The sequence below is a fragment of the Siphonobacter sp. SORGH_AS_0500 genome, from assembly GCF_002838835.1.
In the GTDB taxonomy this organism is placed as follows: Bacteria; Bacteroidota; Bacteroidia; order Cytophagales; family Spirosomataceae; genus Siphonobacter.
This window is the reverse complement of the sequence record NZ_NHPP01000008.1, coordinates 108,263-127,560: the sequence shown is the minus strand read 5'-3', so window position 1 is coordinate 127,560 and position 19,298 is coordinate 108,263. Positions and strand designations below refer to the sequence as shown.

At 44.7% G+C, this 19,298-nt stretch carries 30 protein-coding genes; 2 read left to right on the top strand and 28 right to left on the bottom strand.

What is annotated here, in order from left to right:
* Positions 1 to 157: 157 nt before the first annotated feature.
* Positions 158 to 1,267 carry a glutamine-hydrolyzing carbamoyl-phosphate synthase small subunit gene (gene carA, locus BWI96_RS11415; RefSeq protein WP_106636762.1) on the bottom strand — a complete coding sequence of 370 codons (1,110 nt, stop codon included), beginning with the start codon at positions 1,265 to 1,267 and terminating at the stop codon, positions 158 to 160.
* A gap of 461 nt (positions 1,268 to 1,728) precedes the next feature.
* On the opposite strand from carA, the gene BWI96_RS11410 reads away from it, so the two are divergent.
* Together BWI96_RS11410 and BWI96_RS11405 are read left to right on the top strand one after the other, a co-directional pair.
* Positions 1,729 to 3,144 carry an amidohydrolase gene (locus BWI96_RS11410; protein WP_232793688.1) on the top strand — a complete coding sequence of 472 codons (1,416 nt, stop codon included), beginning with the start codon at positions 1,729 to 1,731 and terminating at the stop codon, positions 3,142 to 3,144.
* Positions 3,145 to 3,187: 43 nt separating this feature from the next.
* Complete coding sequence (locus BWI96_RS11405) at positions 3,188 to 4,624, top strand: amidohydrolase (RefSeq protein WP_106636760.1); 1,437 nt, start codon at positions 3,188 to 3,190, stop codon at positions 4,622 to 4,624.
* Between the two features lie 51 nt (positions 4,625 to 4,675).
* Here the strand turns inward: BWI96_RS11405 and rplQ are convergent, their stop codons facing one another.
* The 27 genes from rplQ to rplW all read right to left on the bottom strand — a co-directional run bounded on the left by rplQ (position 4,676) and on the right by rplW (position 19,283).
* Positions 4,676 to 5,242, bottom strand: coding sequence for a 50S ribosomal protein L17 (gene rplQ, locus BWI96_RS11400; RefSeq protein ID WP_106636759.1), 567 nt, complete (start codon positions 5,240 to 5,242; stop codon positions 4,676 to 4,678).
* Positions 5,243 to 5,404: 162 nt separating this feature from the next.
* Positions 5,405 to 6,394 carry a DNA-directed RNA polymerase subunit alpha gene (locus tag BWI96_RS11395; RefSeq protein WP_106636758.1) on the bottom strand — a complete coding sequence of 330 codons (990 nt, stop codon included), beginning with the start codon at positions 6,392 to 6,394 and terminating at the stop codon, positions 5,405 to 5,407.
* 142 nt (positions 6,395 to 6,536) lie between these two features.
* Positions 6,537 to 7,145 (bottom strand): 30S ribosomal protein S4, encoded by a 609-nt coding sequence (rpsD, locus tag BWI96_RS11390; RefSeq protein WP_106636757.1) that lies wholly within the window; start codon positions 7,143 to 7,145, stop codon positions 6,537 to 6,539.
* Between the two features lie 171 nt (positions 7,146 to 7,316).
* Positions 7,317 to 7,712, bottom strand: a complete 396-nt coding sequence (gene rpsK / locus BWI96_RS11385) for a 30S ribosomal protein S11 (RefSeq protein ID WP_094816379.1) — start codon at positions 7,710 to 7,712, stop codon at positions 7,317 to 7,319.
* A 65-nt stretch (positions 7,713 to 7,777) separates the two neighbouring features.
* Positions 7,778 to 8,155: a 30S ribosomal protein S13 gene (rpsM, locus tag BWI96_RS11380; protein ID WP_094816377.1), complete on the bottom strand. Its 378-nt coding sequence runs from the start codon at positions 8,153 to 8,155 to the stop codon at positions 7,778 to 7,780.
* 40 nt (positions 8,156 to 8,195) lie between these two features.
* Positions 8,196 to 8,312, bottom strand: a complete 117-nt coding sequence (ykgO, locus tag BWI96_RS11375) for a type B 50S ribosomal protein L36 (RefSeq protein WP_094816375.1) — start codon at positions 8,310 to 8,312, stop codon at positions 8,196 to 8,198.
* Between the two features lie 62 nt (positions 8,313 to 8,374).
* Positions 8,375 to 8,593 (bottom strand): translation initiation factor IF-1, encoded by a 219-nt coding sequence (infA, locus tag BWI96_RS11370; protein ID WP_093200805.1) that lies wholly within the window; start codon positions 8,591 to 8,593, stop codon positions 8,375 to 8,377.
* A gap of 57 nt (positions 8,594 to 8,650) precedes the next feature.
* Complete coding sequence (gene map / locus BWI96_RS11365) at positions 8,651 to 9,442, bottom strand: type I methionyl aminopeptidase (RefSeq protein ID WP_106636756.1); 792 nt, start codon at positions 9,440 to 9,442, stop codon at positions 8,651 to 8,653.
* A gap of 11 nt (positions 9,443 to 9,453) precedes the next feature.
* A complete protein-coding gene (secY, locus tag BWI96_RS11360; RefSeq protein ID WP_106636755.1) occupies positions 9,454 to 10,776 on the bottom strand; it encodes a preprotein translocase subunit SecY in 1,323 nt (440 codons plus the stop codon).
* Between the two features lie 40 nt (positions 10,777 to 10,816).
* Positions 10,817 to 11,263, bottom strand: coding sequence for a 50S ribosomal protein L15 (gene rplO, locus BWI96_RS11355; protein WP_106636754.1), 447 nt, complete (start codon positions 11,261 to 11,263; stop codon positions 10,817 to 10,819).
* 46 nt (positions 11,264 to 11,309) lie between these two features.
* Positions 11,310 to 11,489, bottom strand: coding sequence for a 50S ribosomal protein L30 (gene rpmD, locus BWI96_RS11350; RefSeq protein ID WP_094816367.1), 180 nt, complete (start codon positions 11,487 to 11,489; stop codon positions 11,310 to 11,312).
* A 74-nt stretch (positions 11,490 to 11,563) separates the two neighbouring features.
* A complete protein-coding gene (gene rpsE, locus BWI96_RS11345; protein WP_106636753.1) occupies positions 11,564 to 12,076 on the bottom strand; it encodes a 30S ribosomal protein S5 in 513 nt (170 codons plus the stop codon).
* 12 nt (positions 12,077 to 12,088) lie between these two features.
* Positions 12,089 to 12,436 carry a 50S ribosomal protein L18 gene (rplR, locus tag BWI96_RS11340; RefSeq protein ID WP_106636752.1) on the bottom strand — a complete coding sequence of 116 codons (348 nt, stop codon included), beginning with the start codon at positions 12,434 to 12,436 and terminating at the stop codon, positions 12,089 to 12,091.
* Positions 12,437 to 12,531: 95 nt separating this feature from the next.
* Positions 12,532 to 13,086 (bottom strand): 50S ribosomal protein L6, encoded by a 555-nt coding sequence (gene rplF, locus BWI96_RS11335; protein WP_106636751.1) that lies wholly within the window; start codon positions 13,084 to 13,086, stop codon positions 12,532 to 12,534.
* 73 nt (positions 13,087 to 13,159) lie between these two features.
* Entirely contained in the window at positions 13,160 to 13,555 is a 396-nt protein-coding gene (gene rpsH / locus BWI96_RS11330) for a 30S ribosomal protein S8 (RefSeq protein ID WP_106636750.1), read from the bottom strand.
* Between the two features lie 75 nt (positions 13,556 to 13,630).
* Positions 13,631 to 13,900, bottom strand: coding sequence for a 30S ribosomal protein S14 (rpsN, locus tag BWI96_RS11325; protein WP_093200782.1), 270 nt, complete (start codon positions 13,898 to 13,900; stop codon positions 13,631 to 13,633).
* A 60-nt stretch (positions 13,901 to 13,960) separates the two neighbouring features.
* On the bottom strand, positions 13,961 to 14,515 hold the full coding sequence (gene rplE / locus BWI96_RS11320; protein ID WP_106636749.1) for a 50S ribosomal protein L5: 555 nt from the start codon (positions 14,513 to 14,515) through the stop codon (positions 13,961 to 13,963).
* A gap of 79 nt (positions 14,516 to 14,594) precedes the next feature.
* Positions 14,595 to 14,927 (bottom strand): 50S ribosomal protein L24, encoded by a 333-nt coding sequence (gene rplX, locus BWI96_RS11315; RefSeq protein ID WP_106636748.1) that lies wholly within the window; start codon positions 14,925 to 14,927, stop codon positions 14,595 to 14,597.
* A gap of 30 nt (positions 14,928 to 14,957) precedes the next feature.
* The gene (gene rplN / locus BWI96_RS11310) at positions 14,958 to 15,326 is read right to left on the bottom strand and encodes a 50S ribosomal protein L14 (RefSeq protein WP_094816351.1); all 369 of its coding nucleotides are present in this window, start codon (positions 15,324 to 15,326) and stop codon (positions 14,958 to 14,960) included.
* Positions 15,327 to 15,409: 83 nt separating this feature from the next.
* Entirely contained in the window at positions 15,410 to 15,670 is a 261-nt protein-coding gene (gene rpsQ, locus BWI96_RS11305) for a 30S ribosomal protein S17 (protein ID WP_106636747.1), read from the bottom strand.
* A 34-nt stretch (positions 15,671 to 15,704) separates the two neighbouring features.
* Positions 15,705 to 15,887 carry a 50S ribosomal protein L29 gene (gene rpmC, locus BWI96_RS11300; RefSeq protein ID WP_106636746.1) on the bottom strand — a complete coding sequence of 61 codons (183 nt, stop codon included), beginning with the start codon at positions 15,885 to 15,887 and terminating at the stop codon, positions 15,705 to 15,707.
* A gap of 73 nt (positions 15,888 to 15,960) precedes the next feature.
* The gene (rplP, locus tag BWI96_RS11295) at positions 15,961 to 16,389 is read right to left on the bottom strand and encodes a 50S ribosomal protein L16 (protein WP_106636745.1); all 429 of its coding nucleotides are present in this window, start codon (positions 16,387 to 16,389) and stop codon (positions 15,961 to 15,963) included.
* A gap of 55 nt (positions 16,390 to 16,444) precedes the next feature.
* Complete coding sequence (gene rpsC / locus BWI96_RS11290; RefSeq protein WP_106636744.1) at positions 16,445 to 17,332, bottom strand: 30S ribosomal protein S3; 888 nt, start codon at positions 17,330 to 17,332, stop codon at positions 16,445 to 16,447.
* A gap of 6 nt (positions 17,333 to 17,338) precedes the next feature.
* Positions 17,339 to 17,722 (bottom strand): 50S ribosomal protein L22, encoded by a 384-nt coding sequence (gene rplV, locus BWI96_RS11285; protein ID WP_106636743.1) that lies wholly within the window; start codon positions 17,720 to 17,722, stop codon positions 17,339 to 17,341.
* A gap of 86 nt (positions 17,723 to 17,808) precedes the next feature.
* Complete coding sequence (rpsS, locus tag BWI96_RS11280) at positions 17,809 to 18,087, bottom strand: 30S ribosomal protein S19 (protein ID WP_093200757.1); 279 nt, start codon at positions 18,085 to 18,087, stop codon at positions 17,809 to 17,811.
* On the bottom strand, positions 18,087 to 18,911 hold the full coding sequence (gene rplB, locus BWI96_RS11275; RefSeq protein WP_106636742.1) for a 50S ribosomal protein L2: 825 nt from the start codon (positions 18,909 to 18,911) through the stop codon (positions 18,087 to 18,089). Before rplB ends, rpsS begins: the two co-directional genes overlap by 1 nt.
* A gap of 84 nt (positions 18,912 to 18,995) precedes the next feature.
* Positions 18,996 to 19,283, bottom strand: coding sequence for a 50S ribosomal protein L23 (gene rplW, locus BWI96_RS11270; RefSeq protein WP_106636741.1), 288 nt, complete (start codon positions 19,281 to 19,283; stop codon positions 18,996 to 18,998).
* Positions 19,284 to 19,298: the final 15 nt, after the last annotated feature.

The following is a 19,298-nucleotide window of genomic DNA, read 5'->3' as shown; positions in this document are numbered from 1 at the left end:
AAATTGACAGTTATTAGCTACTAGGTATAGCCTTGGAGATATGCTCTGAGGCTCTTTTGTGCCAACTTAATTTTAGGACTATATCTAGTAAACGAAAAAGCCGATTCTGTATTGAATCGGCTTTTCTATCGCAAGTGATTGTGAATCACGAATGATCTTAAGCTTCTACCTGAGCTAACATGTTCACAAACTGATCGAACAGGTAACGAGAATCGTGAGGACCAGGAGCGGCTTCGGGGTGATACTGTACCGAGAACGCAGGCTTATCCGTCCGGCGAATGCCTTCGATTGTCTTATCGTTCAGGTTTACGTGCGTGATCTCGACGTTAGGGTGATTTTTTACTTCCTCAGCATTAACCGCAAAACCGTGGTTCTGAGAAGTAATTTCACACAGACCCGTAATCAGGTTTTGAACAGGGTGGTTCAGACCACGGTGGCCGTGGTGCATTTTATACGTCGAAATACCGCTCGCTTCTGCCAGTAACTGGTGACCCAGGCAAATCCCAAACAGAGGCTTTCCGGTTTCTACCATCTCTTTCACGGTATCAACCGCATAGTCCATCGCCGCTGGATCGCCAGGGCCGTTGGAGATAAAGAAACCGTCTGGATTCCAGGCTAACACTTCTTCGATTGGTGTTTTAGCAGGGAATACTTTACTGTAACAATCACGGGTAGCGAAGTTATTAAGAATGCTTTTCTTCGTACCATAATCCATTACTGCCACGCGATATTTCGCGTCCTCATTCCCTACGAAATAAGGTTCTTTCGTACTTACCACTGAAGAAAGCTCCAGACCTTCCATCGAAGGCAGCTTTTTCAGCTCAACCATTAATTCTTCAGGATCAAGAATTTCCGAAGAAATAATGCAGTTCATCGCTCCACGTTCGCGGATGATACGTACTAACTGACGCGTATCCACGTCGCTAATTCCCACGATGCCAGCTTTTTCAAAATACTCCTGCAAAGACGAATCGGCGACGTTCCGGGAATGAATGGGCGAAAAGGAATTACAGATCATACCTGAAATTTTCACGCTATTCGACTCCTCTTCCGTATCCAGCAATACGCCGTAATTTCCGATATGTGCATTGGTATTGACAACCACCTGACCGAAATAGGATGGATCGGTATAGATCTCCTGATAGCCGGTCATGCCCGTGTTAAAGCAAATTTCGCCACCGTGTGTGCCAATTTTGCCTAATGCGGTACCCCGAAAAGTCGTGCCGTCTTCTAATAAAAGGAGGGCTTCCTTGGTTTGATTGCTCATGCCTGGTTCGTAAAGAAGCCCTTGCGAGCCGAAAAGACTAACAAGGGCATTATGTGCGATTAGTTATTTACTCCACAAATTGGACAAAGATACTTCTTCTAGCTGAAAAGCTTCAAAGCTAAGCTCCTTAAAAAATAAACTTTTGAGAAAAATAGTTCAGTTTAATTGGAATTAGACCCTAATTACAACTATTCAAATATGGAATTGAATAAAACCACTAAAGGTCATATAGCCAGAATAATATTTCATATATATACAATTGCAAAGAATGAACAATATGTATTTTTATGTTTAGCAGTTGATTAGTAGTATCAAATAGCAGATACTAGCGATTTATTCGATTTTCTGCTATACGCATTCCTGATAATGTGAGGGACAGAGAAGCTAAACTTTCTATACCCTATTGACTAAATTTCATTTTTATTTCTTTTATGAATAAGCAAATCCTCCTTAGTTTCGGTATGCTTGCCCTTACCATAGGCTTTTCTCAGGCTCAAGCCGACAAGCAGAAAGTTATTTCCAGTCTGCAGGACAAAACGGACTACTACGGGGCTATATCCCAAAAAATCTGGGATTACGCCGAAGTAGGTTACCAGGAAACGAAAAGCTCCGCTCTTTTGCAGGCGGAGTTAAAAAAGGCTGGGTTTAGCATTGAATCAGGCGTGGCGGGTATTCCGACGGCCTTCATTGCCACCTACGGAAGCGGAAAGCCTGTCATTAGCATTCTGGCTGAATACGACGCCTTACCCGGACTGGCTCAGGAAGCTACCCCCGAACGTAAGGTCATTGAGGGTCAGCGGGCGGGTCATGCCTGTGGTCACCATTTGTTCGGAACGGGTTCATCCGCAGCTGCCATTGCGGTAAAAGACTGGCTTAAACAATCCGGCAAAACTGGAACCATAAAACTCATCGGAACACCCGCAGAAGAAGGAGGTTCGGGTAAGGTATATCTGGTTCGGGATGGAATTTTCAATGATACCGACGTGGCATTGCACTGGCATCCGGGCGATGCGAATGCCGCTAATCCTTCTTCTTCACTAGCTAATATTTCGGGCAAATTCAGATTTAAAGGTATTGCCGCTCACGCCGCTGCGGCTCCCGAACGCGGTCGTTCCGCTCTAGATGGTGTAGAAGCCATGAATGACATGGTGAACATGATGCGGGAACACATTCCACAGGACACCCGAATTCATTACATCATTACCAAGGGCGGTGAAGCTCCCAACGTAGTGCCCGATTTTGCTGAAGTCTATTACTATGCCCGTCATAAGGACCGGAGTATCTTACAAAACGTTTGGAAACGCATTACTAAAGCTGCCGAAGGAGCCGCTCTGGGTACAGAAACACAAATGGAGCTGGAAGTAATTGGTGGGGTGTATAACCTGCTTTCCGTAGACGCTTTATCCAGCGTTATGCACAAAAATCTGGAAGCTGTTGGGGGCTTTACCTACACCCCTGCCGAACAGCAATTTGCCGATAAGATTTCAGAAACGTTCGGAGCTTCTTTTGGCTCCCTACCTAAACGCGGCACGGCTCAGCAAATCGCTCCTTACTCGGCAGCCAGTTTATTAGGGTCTGCCTCTACTGATGTCGGGGATGTCAGCTGGGTGGTACCAACCGTAGGGTTAACGACCGCTACCTGGGTTCCGGGAACGGCGGCTCATAGCTGGCAGGCGGTAGCCGCTGGTGGTACCAGCATTGGCGTGAAAGGAATGATGGTCGCAGCAAAAACCCTCGCATTAACTGCAATTGATCTCTATAATGATCCTTCTTTAGTGAAAAAAGCGAAAGAAGAATGGGAGGAATTACGGGGTAAAAACTTTAAATACGAAGCGTTACTGGGTGATCGCAAGCCCGCTTTGGATTACCGGAAGTAACATGATCAGTACCTATTTCATCCCTTAACTAATCAATTTTTGCATGAAAAAATACTTCTATCTCGCAGTTTTACTGCTAGGCAGTTGGGCTGCACAGGCTCAGAAAGACAATAGCCAGCAGTATCTTCTAAATCAGATTGACAAAAAGTATCAGGATTATTGCCAGGTGGCCCGACAAATCTGGGGTTTCGCTGAACTGGGTTATCAGGAATCGAAAAGCTCCGCTTTGCTTAAAGAAACATTACAGAAATCTGGATTTCAGATTCAATCCAATGCCGCAAATATTCCAACGGCTTTCGTAGCTTCATACGGTAGCGGCAAACCCATTATTGGCATTTTAGCTGAGTACGATGCCTTACCAGGTTTGTCCCAGGATTCCGTACCGGTTCAAAAACCATTAAAAGAAGGGGCATCGGGACACGGTTGCGGCCATAATTTATTCGGAACGGCTTCGGTAGCTGCGGCCATAGCCTTGAAAGATTGGATGATTCAAACCAAACAGGCTGGCACGATTCGCTTATACGGAACACCTGCCGAAGAAGGGGGTGGAGGAAAAGTGTTCATGGCCCGCAGTGGTCTTTTTGATGACGTAGACGCAGTTTTACACTGGCATCCAGGCACTAGTAATAATGCTTCGGCTACTACCTGTCTGGCGGTAAAATCAGGACTATTTCGTTTTTACGGAAAAACGGCTCACGCTGCCGCCGCTCCCGACCGGGGCCGTTCGGCTCTTGATGGCGTAGAAGCGATGAATTACATGGTGAACCTGATGCGGGAACACGTTCCCGAAAAATCACGGATTCATTATGTCATTACCAAAGGTGGTTTAGCCGCTAACGTTGTTCCCGATTATGCGGAAGTAGAGTACGTGGTTCGTCATCCTGATGTAGAGGAAACGGAAAAAATCTGGGATCGTGTGGTGGAAGCAGCCAAAGGGGCAGCCCAGGGAACCGGCACTCGAATGGAGGTAGAAGTACAATCAGGACTTTTCAATTTATTACCCAACGAAACCCTGTCCAAAGTAATGGATGCCAGTTTGCAGAAAGTCGGTGGTGTGATCTATACCCCTGCTGAAATGGAATTTGCCACCAAGCTGCGGGAATCTTTCGAGGGAAAAGTTGCCCCCCTTTCCGAAGCAGCCACGGTTCAACCCTTTAAAATGGGTTACTTTCCTGCCTCTACCGACGTAGGAGACGTTAGCTGGCTAGTACCAACAGCAGGGTTGTCAACGGCCACCTGGGTACCGGGAACGGCTGCTCATACCTGGCAGGCCACTGCTGCCGACGGAATGAGTATTGGCTTTAAAGGAATGAGTAATGCTGCTAAAATTATTGCCCTCTCAGGAGCTCAACTGTTTAGTAACCCTGCTATTATTAAACAGGCGAAAGAAGAACTAGCCAAACGCCGTGGGGCAGAATTTCAGTACAAACCTCTGATTGGTGATCGGCAACCACCTTTTGATTATCGCAAAGTTTTATAAAAAAAAGGTAGAGATCGCTCTCTACCTTTTTTCATTACTCAGAAATGAAGACTATTCTTCGTTTTTCTTTTCTTCTTCTGAAGCAGGAGCTTCAGGAGCTTGCTCTTCCGTAGCAGGAGCTTCTTCAGCAGCAGCTGCAACTGGGATTGTTTCTACTACTTCAGCAGAAGGCGTATCTTCAGTTGTTTTTTTAGCACCTGTACCACGACGGCTACGACGAGTCGTTTTCTTTTCTTCCACTTCTTTCGCACTGTAGATTTCGTTGAAATCAACCAGCTCGATCAAAGCTACTTCAGCGTTATCACCTAAACGGTTACCCAACTTGATGATACGCGTGTATCCACCGGGACGATCCGCTACTTTCTCAGCTACGGTACTGAACAATTCTTTAACGGCTTCTTTGCTTTGAAGATAGCTAAATACCGTACGACGGTTGTGTGTAGTATCTTCTTTAGCACGGTTGATCAGAGGCTCAGCATATTTACGAAGTTCTTTCGCTTTAGCTAAAGTAGTCTCGATACGTTTGTGAAGAATTAAAGAAATAGTCAGGTTAGCTAATAAAGAGCTACGATGTGAAGCCTGACGGCCTAAGTGGTTAAATTTTTTCCCGTGTCTCATGGGAGTCGTAAGTTGCGGTCAGGACACCAGTTTGCAGCGATCTACTGCCCCACCTATTACGAATTGATTGAAAAAACTATCGAGTGCTGCCCGTTCGATGTTTATAAAAATTGGTTAGAAATGGTTAGCCAACGCTAACATCCCTAACCAATTGCAAATCTACTATTCTTCTTCCAGACGGTACTTAGCCACGTCCATTCCGAAGTGAAGATTTTTATCTGCTACTAGTTGCTCCAACTCCGTAAGAGATTTCTTACCGAAGTTGCGGAACTTCATCATATCAGAGATTTCCAGTTTCACCAGATCACCTAAGGAACGAACGTCAGCTGATTTTAAACAGTTGTACGCACGAACCGAAAGATCCAGATCTTGCAGAGGAGTTTTGAGTAATTTCCGCATGTGCAGGAATTCCTCATCCACTACATTTTCTTCTTCTGGTTTAACCGTTTCGAAAGTCATCGTTTGATCGCTGAACAACATGAAGTGTTGAATCAGGATGTAAGCGGCACCTTTCAATGCGTCTTCGGGGTGGATCGAGCCATCAGTCATTACTTCAATGATCAGTTTCTCGTAATCCGTCCGTTGTTCAACGCGGAAGTTTTCGATGCTATATTTTACGTTTTTAATGGGCGTATAAATAGCATCAATAGCAATATGACCGAAAGATAATTCCGTTGTACGAGGCTCGTCCGCAGGAACGTATCCACGACCTTTTTCCAGGATCAATTCAATGTCTAATTCCTTAGACTCGTCGATATGGAGAAGTTCTAATTCGGGATTAAGAATGGTGAAGTAAGGAGTGAACTTCTGGATGTCTCCGGCAGTCAGAACCTTTTGGTTTTTCACCTTCACGTTAATCTTATTATCCAGTACTTCAGAGGCCGCTTTGAAACGAACCTGCTTCAGATTCAGAATAATATCAGTTACATCTTCCATTACACCTTCAATGGAAGAGAACTCATGCAGCACCCCTGAGAACTTTACGCTTGTGATGGCGTAACCTTCCAGAGAGGAGAGCAGGATCCGACGGAGGGCATTGCCAATCGTGACACCGTAGCCCTTTTCCAAAGGCTTAAACTCAAATACACCGTGAAAGTCGTTGGCTTTTTCCATTACGACTTTGTCGGGCATTTGGAACGCGAGTATTGACATACGGATTGGGTTTTTAGCGTAATACTTGGATGGTTAACCTTGACGACGCAAAGGATTGAAAGATGGACCAATCCATCTTCCAATCCTCCATGGTCGATAACAAGGCTCTGGAGAACTCCAGAGGAAATATATTCGACCCTAATTACTTCGAGTACAATTCGACGATTGCCTGCTCGTTGAAGCTCTCAGGAATCTGGTCGCGTTCTGGGTAAGTTACAAACTTACCTTGTAATTCAGAATTTTCCCACTCTAACCAGTTGTAACGTTTTGTGTTACGGCCAGCTAAGCTATTCTGAACTGCTTCAAGAGATTTTGATTTCTCACGTACTGAGATCAATTGACCAGGACGCAAAGAATAAGAAGGTACGTTTACAATTTCACCGTCAACAACGATGTGTTTGTGAACTACTAACTGACGGGCCGCACGACGCGTAGGAGCAATACCTAAACGGTAAACCGTGTTATCCAGACGAGCTTCGCATAATTTCAGCAGGTTTTCACCTGTGATACCTTCACGTACGGCTGCTTTATGGAAAAGATTTTCGAATTGTCTTTCCAAGATACCGTAAGTATATTTCACCTTTTGCTTTTCTTGCAATTGGAGAGAGTATTCGGACTTTTTACCCCGCTTGCCCTTGCCATGTTGGCCGGGACCATAGTTCTTGCGAGAAACAGCTTTACCTCCACCGAGAACGGCTGCATCGCCGAAACGACGAGAGATTTTTGCCTTGGGACCTGTGTAACGTGCCATGAAAATGTGTTGGATCGGATACTTCTGAAGTTATACTCCTGGAATCTATCCTGTTTCCTGTATCTTTTGAGTTGTCAAAAAGACAAGGTGATTGTTTGATTAATTGTTCGGCCCGATACTGATAATCACCAACCAGTGGAACCTAAATAGAGTAAGCGTACTCGTCGTTAACTAAACGCGACGACGCTTAGGAGGACGACAGCCGTTGTGTGGCAGGGGAGTAATGTCTTTAATCAACGTTACCTCAATACCTGAACCTTGGATCGTACGGATTGCTGATTCACGTCCTGAACCGGGTCCTTTTACGAAAACCTCAGCTTTACGCATACCAGCTTCATGAGCAACCTGAGCACAGTTGGCAGCAGCAACTTGAGCCGCATAAGGAGTGTTCTTTTTAGAACCCTTGAAGCCCATTTTACCAGCCGAAGCCCATGAAATTACCTGACCTTGGTTGTTGGTAATTGAAATGATAATGTTGTTAAACGTAGCTCTGATGTGAACCTGTCCAACAGGTTCTACCACTACGACCCGCTTTTTGGCTTTGTCTTTCCGTTTTGCCTGAGCCATTTCTGATGGTGTTGTTTGAGTTTTAAGTTTAAAGCCTGATTACTCAAACTTTAAACTTAAACTAATTATTTCGTTGCTTTCTTCTTGTTAGCAACCGTCTTACGCTTACCTTTCCGAGTACGAGAGTTGTTCTTCGTTTTCTGACCACGGAGTGGTAATCCTTTACGGTGACGAAGACCACGGTAACATCCGATATCCATCAAACGTTTGATGTTTAATTGGATTTCTGAACGCAAAGGACCTTCCGTCTTGTATTCAGAACTAATGACGTTACGAATCGCGGTTGATTCTTCATCATTCCATTCGCCAGCTTTTTTATCAACGCTAACGCCAGCTTTAGCTAAAATAGTGCGAGACAAGCTACGGCCGATGCCGAAGATGTACGTGAGAGCGATTTCTCCTCGCTTTTTGTCGGGAATGTCTACCCCTGCAATACGAGCCATATTTGGTCGGATAAGTTTGTACGCTCAAAATCGAGCGGAATTAACCTTGACGTTGTTTGAACTTAGGGTTTTTCTTGTTGATCACGAAGAGCTTTCCTTTGCGACGAATTACTTTGCAATCAGCACTACGCTTTTTGATCGAAGCTTTAACTTTCATTTTATTCAAGTTTTTCAGTCTTCAGATTTCAGTTAACTCCTGAAAAATGGAAACCAATTTGATTACTTGTAACGGTAGGTAATACGAGCCTTGGACAAATCATAAGGAGACATTTCCAATCTCACCTTATCTCCAGGAAGGATTTTGATGTAGTGCATCCGCATCTTTCCAGAAATGTGAGCGATTACTTCGTGCTTGTTTTCGAGCTGAACCCGAAACATTGCATTGGATAATGCTTCTAAAATGATTCCGTCAGTAGTTATAGAGCTTTGCTTTGCCATGTTTTTGGCTTAGGATAGGGATAATAATGTTAAGAAGTACTCGCCCTATCCTAATGTTTATGCGATGGCCATACTTCTTTCAGCCAGGACTTGCTCAATGTATTCGAAGGTAGTTAAGATCTCAGCTTTTCCTTTACGAATCGCTACCGTATGCTCAAAATGAGCTGCAGGCAGGCGATCGCTTGTACGGATAGTCCATCCATCTTTTTCTTGTACTACACTACGTTTACCCAGGGTAATCATAGGCTCAATTGCTAAGGTCATACCTTCTTTCAATTGAGGTCCCTGACCACGTCTTCCATAATTGGGGACTTCCGGGCCTTCATGAAGAAATTTGCCTACACCATGTCCGACTAACTCCCGGACCACTCCGTAACCAAACTGCTCCACATAACTTTGTACTGCAAAACCAATATCACCAATCCGGTTGCCAGCAACGGCTTTGTCTATTCCCTGAAAAAGAGACTCATACGTTCTTTTCAAAAGGGCCTTGACTTCAGGTTTTACTTCTCCTACGGGATAGGTAAAAGCACTGTCCGAATGGTAATCATTCAAAAAGACACCACAATCAACTGAGATGATATCACCTTCCTTTAATCGGTATCCGCTAGGAAAACCGTGCACGACTACTTCATTTACTGAAATGCAAAGTGCTGCAGGAAAGCCGTTATATCCTTTGAAAGAAGGAGAACCCTTATGGTCGCGAATAAATTCCTCCGCTACTTTATCGAGTTCTTTTGTGGTAACTCCTGGATTAATCAGTTTAGCTACTTCCGCGTGAGCCTTACCCAAAACCTGAGCACTGATTTTGATTAATTCAATCTCCTCGTCAGTTTTGAGATAAATCATCTTCTAAAGAATTAAATAGTCGATACGCTTTCGGTAGTTCTACCTTGAACGCGACCTGATTTCATTAATCCCTCATAGCGACGCATGAGCAGATAACTTTCAATTTGTTGTAAGGTATCTAATACTACCCCTACCAGAATCAGCAGAGAAGTACCACCAAAGAATTGAGCGAAACCTTGAGAGATACCAAACAAGCGAGCAATAGAAGGCATTACGGCTACTAAAGCTAGCATGATAGCTCCTGGAAGAGTAATACGATCCAGAATCTGACCAATGTATTCTGATGTTTCGAAACCAGGCTTTACACCAGGAATGAAGCCACCACTTCTCTTCATATCATCAGCAATTTGTTGAGGATTGACTGAGATCGCCGTATAGAAATACGTGAAAATAATGATCAGGAAACCGAATAGAACGTTATACTGCCAGTGATCATAGCTGTTGAATGCCTGAGCAATCGACTGAGCGGTGTCACTTTTTTCAGCAAAATATCCTGCTACTAAACCGGGAACGAACATTAAAGCCTGGGCGAAAATGATAGGCATTACACCTGCTGCATTCAGCTTTAATGGAATGTATTGACGCTGTCCACCTACTACTTTATTTCCAACAACCTGCTTCGCATATTGAACTGGAATTCGACGGGTAGCCTGCGTGATTAAAACTGCACCCATTACTACGAAGTAAAGAGCCACAAGTTCAACAACGAAAATCAAAGCACCACCGGTTCCTCTTGAGCCAGCTTCCTGTAATAAGGCTACAGGGAAACGAGCTACGATACCAATCATAATCAACAGAGAGATACCATTTCCAATACCTTTATCAGTGATACGCTCGCCCATCCACATACAGAAGATAGTACCAGAAATCAGGATAATAGTAGAGTAAATAGTAAACCAACTACGCTCGATCATCAGAGCTTCAGCTGGAATTTGTGACTGAGTATAAGCAATAGCCTGGGCTGTCGTCACGAAAATGGTTAAAACCCGAGTAATCTGGTTAAGCTTACGCCGTCCTGATTCTCCGTCTTTCTGCATTTTCTGGAAATAGGGTAATGCAATGGTCAACAGCTGAATTGCAATAGACGCCGAGATATAAGGCATAATCCCAAGAGCGAAAATTGATGCGTTTTGAAAAGCACCTCCTGAGAAGGTATTAATCAAATCAAGCAATCCGTTTCCCTGGCCTTTGGGAAGTCGAGCTGGATCGATACCAGGCAGGACAATGTATGACCCTATACGATAAACAGTAATGAACAACAGAGTGTTGAGGATCCGAGTACGGAGCTCCTCAATGGACCAAATGTTCTTGAGTGTAGTTATAAACTTGTTCATTCCCGCGAGGATTCAAATTCACCTGTCGTTCAACCGGATATTAAACCGTAACTGCTTTACCACCAACTTTTTCGATAGCTTCAGCAGCAGTTTTTGAAAAAGCGTGAGCTTTAATTTCTAAAGCTGATTTCACTTCTCCACGGCTCAAAACTTTAACGAGGTCGTTTTTACCAACCAGACCGTTATTGTAGAGCAGTTCGATGTCAACAACGGTAGCGTTTGTTTTTTCAACCAGCGATTGAATAGCATCAAGGTTGATACCTTTGTATTCAACACGATTCAGGTTGTTAAAACCAAACTTAGGTACGCGACGTTGTAAAGGCATTTGACCACCTTCGAAACCTCTTTTACGGCTATAGCCAGAACGAGACTGAGCTCCTTTGTGACCGCGAGCAGCAGTAGCTCCTTTACCAGAGCCTTGTCCACGACCCACACGCTTACCTACTTTCGTAGAGCCGGGGGCTGGTTTCAAATTGCTAAGATTCATTTTAGTATTGATTCAAAGAGTAAAACGAAGTTTACCCACTGAGTTCTTAGATTTCTTCTACTTGAATGAGGTGGTTCACTTTACGAATCATACCAGCAATGGCATCATTCAGCTCTACTTCCACACTCCGATTGATTTTGCCCAAACCCAGGGCTTTGATAGTACGCTTTTGGTTTTCAGGACGTTCAATCGTGCTGCGAACCTGAGTAAGTTTAACCTTTGCCATTTCTTTAAAGTTCTCTGTCTTTAATTCTTTATTCCTAAAAGTTTCAGGAATAAAGAATTAAGGAACTCTATGACTTATCCATTGAATACTGTTGCGAGCTTCACTCCACGCTGACGAGCTACCTCATGAGGAGCACGCATCTTAAGTAAAGCATCTACCGTAGCTTTAACTACGTTGTGAGGATTTGAAGATCCCTTAGATTTCGCTAATACGTCGCGGACACCAGCACTTTCCAGTACGGCACGCATGGCACCACCAGCGATAACACCCGTACCAGGAGCAGCAGGCTTCAGAAGAACGAATCCACCTGAAAACTTACCTTCCATGTCATGAGGTACCGTATGCTTCAGCAGAGGAACCTGAACGATGTTTTTCTTAGCATCTTCGATTCCTTTTGCAATTGCGTCTGTTACTTCATTAGCTTTACCTAAACCGTAACCCACAACGCCTTTGCCATCACCAACCACTACGATAGCAGAGAAGCTAAAGCGACGACCGCCTTTTACTACTTTGGCTACACGGTTGATAGCAACAACGCGTTCCTTCAAATCTGACTCGTTATACTTAGTAGGTCTGTTCGTTTGCATGATTCTTTGAAATTAGAATTGAAGTCCTCCTTCACGGGCTCCATCAGCTACTGCTTTAACTTTTCCGTGATACAGGTAACCGTTCCGGTCAAAGATTACAGCTTCAATACCTGCAGCTTTTGCTTTTTCAGCTACTTTCACGCCTACTTGCTTAGCCGCTTCAACATTATTTCCAGCTACACCTAATTCAAAAGAAGAGAAAGCGGCAATGGTTTTACCAGCTTCATCGTCAATGATTTGAGCATAAACACCTTTGTTAGAACGAAATACCGTTAAACGTGGACGCTCAGGTGTACCGGCTATTTTACTACGGATGCTACGCTTGATGCGTAACCGCCGAGAGTCTTTTGTAGTTGCCATTGTTTACTATGATTTTGTGGATTACCGACCCACTTACGTTGAAATAAAAAGCTTTAAAAACTTCTATGAAGCGTTTAAAGCTTTTTATTAATAATTTATTTCTTACCAGCCGCTTTACCAGCTTTACGACGCACGAATTCACCAGTGAAGCGAATACCTTTGCCTTTGTAAGGCTCAACTTTACGCAGAGACTTAATTTTGGCAGCGACCTGGCCGATTAGTTGCTTATCAATACCTTCCAAAACCACTTTAGGGTTTTGACCTTTTTCCATTGCTGTAGAAACCTTCAATTCAGAAGGAATAGCAACGAAAATGCTGTGTGAGTAACCTAAAGCTAATTCAAGGATGTTACCTTGGTTAGAAGCTTTATAACCTACCCCAACGATTTCCATTTCCGTACGGTAGCCAGTGCTCACACCGATTACCATATTGTTGATCAGGGCACGGTACAGACCGTGAAGTGCCTTGTGGCGTTTTTGCTCGGTAGGGCGAACCACTTGTAACTCGCTTCCTTCGATTTCTACCGTGATGTCTGGGTCGATAGCTTGTGACAGTTCACCTTTAGGTCCTTTAACCGTAACCAGGCTTTTGTCAACATTTACCGTTACGCCAGCGGGCAGAGTAATGATTTTTTTACCAATGCGTGACATGGTATCTTTCTTTTAAAATGAATTAGCGGAGGTTTTCAGTGGTAAGATTACCCTCCGCTAATTCAAATGTTAATTAATAAACGTAGCAAAGTACTTCGCCACCCACATTCAGGGTACGAGCTTCTTTGTCCGTCATAACACCTTTCGACGTTGAAAGAATAGCGATGCCTAAACCATTCAACACCCGAGGAAGCTCTTTCGAACCAGAGTACTTGCGAAGACCTGGCTTACTGATCCGGGTTAACTTCACAATGGCCGACTGTTTCGTCAGGGGATTGTATTTTAAGGCAACTTTGATGGTTCCTTGTACGGAAGCCTCATCGTCGAATTTGTAACTTTGAATATAGCCTTTCTCAAAAAGAACTTTTGTAATCTCTTTCTTGAGATTGGAAGCCGGGATCTCGACGATTCTGTGGCGAGCCTTGATGGCATTCCTCAGACGGGTCAAGTAATCTGCAATCGGATCCATGAAAGAATATGATTTTGCTACGGGCCGCTCAAACGGCTCGCAAAATTAGAGAATCAAAATGGATACACCAAAAAATTACCAGCTGGATTTTGTTACGCCCGGAATTTTTCCATCAGAAGCCATTTGACGGAACGTAACACGGCTGATACCAAACTTCCGCATGTAACCTCTTGGACGACCGGTCAGTTTGCAACGATTGTGCAAACGTACGGGGGAAGCGTTACGGGGAAGTTTATCGAGACCTTCGTAATCGCCGGCCTCCTTAAGAGCTTTGCGTTTCGCTGCATACTTAGCTACCAGACGCTCGCGTTTCCGCTCTCTTGCTTTGACTGATTCTTTTGCCATTTTGTTTGCTTATAATTGGTCCCCGTCCTTTTCAGAATTGAAGTAACGGGGGATCAATAATTACTTTTTTTGTCCAGCAAAGGGCATTCCTAAAGCCTTCAGCAGTTCTAAGCTTTCAGCATCAGAGTTAGCTGTAGTAACGAACGTGATATCCATACCTGAGATTTTCTGAACCTTATCGATTGAGATTTCAGGGAAGATGATTTGTTCTTTTACACCTAAAGTGTAGTTACCACGACCATCAAAACCTTTGTCGCTAATTCCTTTGAAGTCACGAACGCGGGGCAGAGCGATTGCGGTCAGACGATCCAGGAATTCGTACATTTTTTCGCCACGAAGCGTAACTTTTGCTCCGATAGGCATGTTCTCGCGAAGTTTGAAGTTCGAAATTGCTTTCTTAGAGATCGTTGCTACGGCTTTCTGACCCGAGATAATCGTAAGCTCTTCTACACCTACGTCTACCAGTTTCTTGTCAGCTACGGCAGCACCGATACCTTTATTGATCACAATTTTTTCCAGTTTCGGTACTTGCATCACCGATTGGTACTGGAATTTCTCCTTCAACGCAGGAACTACTTCGTCAAAGTACTTTTCTTTTAATCTGGGAGTTGCCATTGATGCGAATGGTTTGTGGATTTCCGACCCACGATTTGAAATGGAAACTAAAAACCGGTTGAATCCGATTCTTAGCTAATTAAATAAGGTTACCGCTTTTCTTGCTGTAACGTTGGGTTTTACCCTTTTCGTTCAGTTTGCGGCCCGTGCGGGAAGCTTCTCCGGTCTTCGGGTCTACCACTTTCAGGTTACTGATGTGGATAGGACTTTCGATTTCCTTGATTTCTCCCTGAGGGTTAGTCGCTGAAGGTTTCACGTGTTTCTTAACCAAGTTAACACCTTCAATGATAGCCCGTTGCTTTTCGCGGTCTACAGATTTGATAACGCCTTGTTTTCCTTTGGCATCACCGGCGATTACTAGAACCGTATCACCACTGCGGACGTGAAGCTTCACTTGCTTTTGCTTTTCCATTGTTTGATTTCGTACGATTATCCTGAGTGATTAGAGCACTTCAGGAGCCAGCGAAACAATTTTCATGAATTGCTTTTCACGCAATTCGCGAGCAACCGGTCCGAAGATCCGGGTACCCCGAGGTTCGTCCTGGTTATTAAGAAGTACAACGGCGTTATCTTCGAAACGGATATAAGATCCATCTTTCCGGCGTATTTCTTTTTTCGTACGAACCACAACGGCTTTAGACACCGTTCCCTTTTTCATGTTTGAAGAAGAGAGGGCCTGCTTTACGGTTACCACGACTTTATCGCCGATGGATGCATAACGCTTGCCCGTACCGCCCAACACACGGATTACCAGTACCTCTTTGGCACCACTATTGTCCGCTACGCTACATCTAGATTCTTGCTGAAGCATGTCTTTGCTGAGATTTCAGTTTTTCAGTTTCCAGTTTGGCTACCAGAAGTATGCCCTATCCTGCAAACTGAAAAACTGCCTGATTACTTGGCTTTTTCGATGATTTCAACCAAACGCCACCGTTTGTTTTTAGACAAGGGACGGGTTTCCATCACTTTGATAGTATCGCCGACGCCACAATCATTGTTTTCGTCGTGTACCATCAATTTGGTCGTTTTCTTTTGGAATTTACCGTAGATTGGGTGCTTCACTTTCCGCTCGACGGTAATTACCACCGACTTATCCATGCTGCTGGATACCACCCGACCAAATCTGACTTTTCTGAGCTTACGTTCTACTTCCATTGTGGAATTTGCTTTATGCCTATTGAAGGCAGTTCTAGCGAGCGTTTAGTTCGGTCGTCATCCGGGCGATAAGCTTACGGGAAGTCCGAATACGCATCGGGTTTTCGATTGGAGAAATAGCATGAGCAAATTGTAAGCGGCTCAGTGCTTCTTTTTCCTGGGCAATTTGTTGACGGAGATCCTCCGTGCTTAACGCCCGAATGTCTTGAATTTTCATTGTCTTAATGTAATTACGTTATCAGTTATCTACTGGGCTGTTTTCCATATGTCGGATAACAGTTAACGAATCACTAGTTAGCTGCTTCCTGATAATCCCGACGTACTACGAATTTCGTACGAAGAGGTAATTTTTGAGCGGCTAACCGGAGAGCTTCCTGAGCCAATTCTAAGGGAACACCCGTTGATTCAAAAAGAATAGTTCCGGGTTTTACGTTTGCTACCCAATACTCGGGAGCACCTTTCCCTTTACCCATCCGAACCTCTGCTGGTTTCTTAGTGATAGGCTTATCAGGGAAAATACGAATCCATACTTGGCCTTCCCGTTTCATCGCACGGGTAACGGCGATACGAGCCGCTTCAATCTGGCGAGCCGTAATACGGCCGGGCTCCAGCGATTTGATTGCAAACGAGCCGAAGGAAATTTCGTGGCCCCGCGTTGCAAGACCCTTGATCCGACCTTTCTGCTGTTTGCGGAATTTGGTTCTTCTAGGTTGTAACATGATCGTTGAGTTCTTTAGAGTCTGAAGCCATAATAACTTATGACTTACAACCTAATTAGCGACGTCCTCCCTGGCCACCGCCACGGTTTCCACCACCCTGGCCACCGCGATTGTTTCCACCGCCACGGTTGTTGTTATTGCCGCCACGGTTGTTGTTACCGCGTCCACGGTCGCCACCACCTTCACCACGACCGCGACGATTTCCACCATCACGATCATCACCACCGCGTCCGCCACGACGATCACCACGATCAGAACCTCCACGAGCTTCAGCGTTACCAGCGTTTAAGCCAGCGTTAACTACTGAAAGATCACGTTTGCCGTATACCTCTCCTTTGAAGACCCAGATCTTGATACCGATCTTTCCGTATACAGTTTGAGCTTCTGAAATAGCGTAGTCAATGTCAGCACGTAAAGTATGCAGAGGGACACGTCCTTCTTTGTACTCTTCCGTACGAGCCATTTCGGCTCCACCTAAACGGCCTGACAAGCGAACTTTGATACCTTGTGCTCCTACACGCATGGCTGAAGCGATTGCTTGCTTCATCGCACGACGGAAAGAGATACGAGCTTCTAACTGTTGAGCGATCGTTTCGCCTACCAGTTTCGCATCGACTTCAGGACGCTTGATCTCGAAGATATTGATCTGAACATCTTTGCCAGTCAATTTCTTGAGCTCTTCTTTAATTTTATCAACTTCATTACCACCTTTACCGATGACAACACCTGGACGAGCCGTGTTGATCGTTAAAGTTACCCGCTTCAGCGTACGCTCGATGATTACTTTCGAGATCGCACCTTTTGGAATACGAGCGGCAATGTATTTACGAATCGTTTCGTCTTCTACCAGCTTTTCAGCGAAGTTCTTTCCACCGTACCAGTTGGATTCCCAACCACGTACAATACCTAGACGAAGACCTACAGGGTTTACCTTTTGTCCCATGGTGTGTTACGCTTCCGTGTTTTCGGTTTTAGTTTCTTCTGCCTTGGCCTTACTAGCTACTACAAGCGTTACGTGATTAGAACGCTTACGTACCCGATATGCACGACCTTGTGGAGCCGGACGAAGACGTTTCAGGAATGCTCCACCATCTACGAAAATAGTTTTTACGTAGAGATCAGCATCTTCCAGCTTTACTTCTTCGCCGAATTTCTCCTGCCAGTTTGCAATTGCCGACAGCAGCAACTTTTCCAGACGCGGAGAGCCCGACTTAGGCTGATATTTTAAAATCGCCAACGCTTTGTTTACTTTCTGGCCACGAATTAAATCGGCAACCAGACGCATTTTCTGAGGCGACGTCGGGACGTTATTAAGTTTTGCGATTGCTTCCATTACTTAGTTGTCAGTTTTTGGTTCTTAGTTTTCAGTAACCAGTGATTAAGCATCCGTCAACTGAAGACTGCCAACTGTAAACTGGTTTATCGTTTTCCTTTGTCCTTTTTAGCGACGTGGCCACGGAAATTACGAGTCGGAGCGAATTCGCCCAGTTTATGACCCACCATGTTTTCCGTCACGTACACAGGGATAAACTTATTACCGTTATGCACGGCGAAAGTGTGACCCACGAAGTCAGGAGAAATCATCGAACGACGCGACCAGGTTTTGATAACCGATTTCTTTCCTGCTTCATTCATTACCTCCACTTTGTTGGAGAGGCGAAAATCAATATAGGGGCCTTTTTTAAGTGAACGTGCCATTATTTCTTCCGCTTGCTAATGATTAACTTGTTGGATGCCTTCTTCTTGTCGCGAGTTTTCTTACCTTTCGCTAAGAGACCCGTACGTGAACGAGGGTGACCTCCTGAGGCCCGGCCTTCACCACCACCCATGGGGTGATCAACTGGGTTCATTGCTACACCACGTACACGAGGACGACGACCTAACCAACGCTTACGACCGGCTTTACCCAGGCTTTCGTTCATGTGATCGGCGTTAGATACTGAACCTACGGTTGCAACACCATTGCCTAACACCATGCGAGTTTCGCCTGAAGGCAGTCGCAGAATTACATATTTTCCATCACGACCTACAATCTGAGCGTATGTTCCGGCACTACGAGCCAATTGGCCACCTTTGCCAGGCTTTAACTCAATATTGTGAACAATCGTACCGATTGGTAATGCAGAAAGTACGGATGCATTTCCTACTTCAGGAGCAACACCTTCGCCAGACAAGATCGTCTGACCTACGGTCAAACCTTGAGGAGCGATGATATAGCGTTTTTCTCCGTCGGTATATTGAACTAAAGCGATACGAGCTGAACGGTTAGGATCATACTCGATTGTCTTTACTTCTGCGGCTACACCTTGTTTATCGCGTTTGAAATCGATAATACGGTATTTACGCTTGTGGCCACCACCGATATAACGCATGGCTCGGCGACCCTGATCATTACGACCACCTGATTTTTTCAGAGGCTCTAAGAGACTCTTCTCAGGTTTGCTAGCCGTAATCTCATTGAACGTCGGGGCCGAACGAAAACGGGTTCCCGGCGTAACAGGCTTCAACTTCTTGATTGCCATTGGGATTATTTGCTACGGTCAGGCTATGTCCTCCTATGCCAGCCTAACCTGTTCAAAACGCATCCTGGAGGATGGGGATGTTTATTAAATACCTTGATAGAAATCGATTACTTCACCTTCGGCAACAGTAATGATCGCTCTCTTGATGGTGGAAGTTTGACCAGTCGTGATACGAGTACGCGTGCTACGAGATTTTTTCTTCCCGATTTGACGGATCGTGTTCACAGACTCAACTTTCACACCATACATCTTTTCGATGGCCTTCTTAATTTCGACCTTATTGGCCTTAAGAGCCACTTCGAAGCCATACTTACCCTGCTCGTTCTGAGCCGTAGACTTTTCAGTCAGCAAGGGGCGAATGATGATGCTCATAATTTTTTGTCGTCA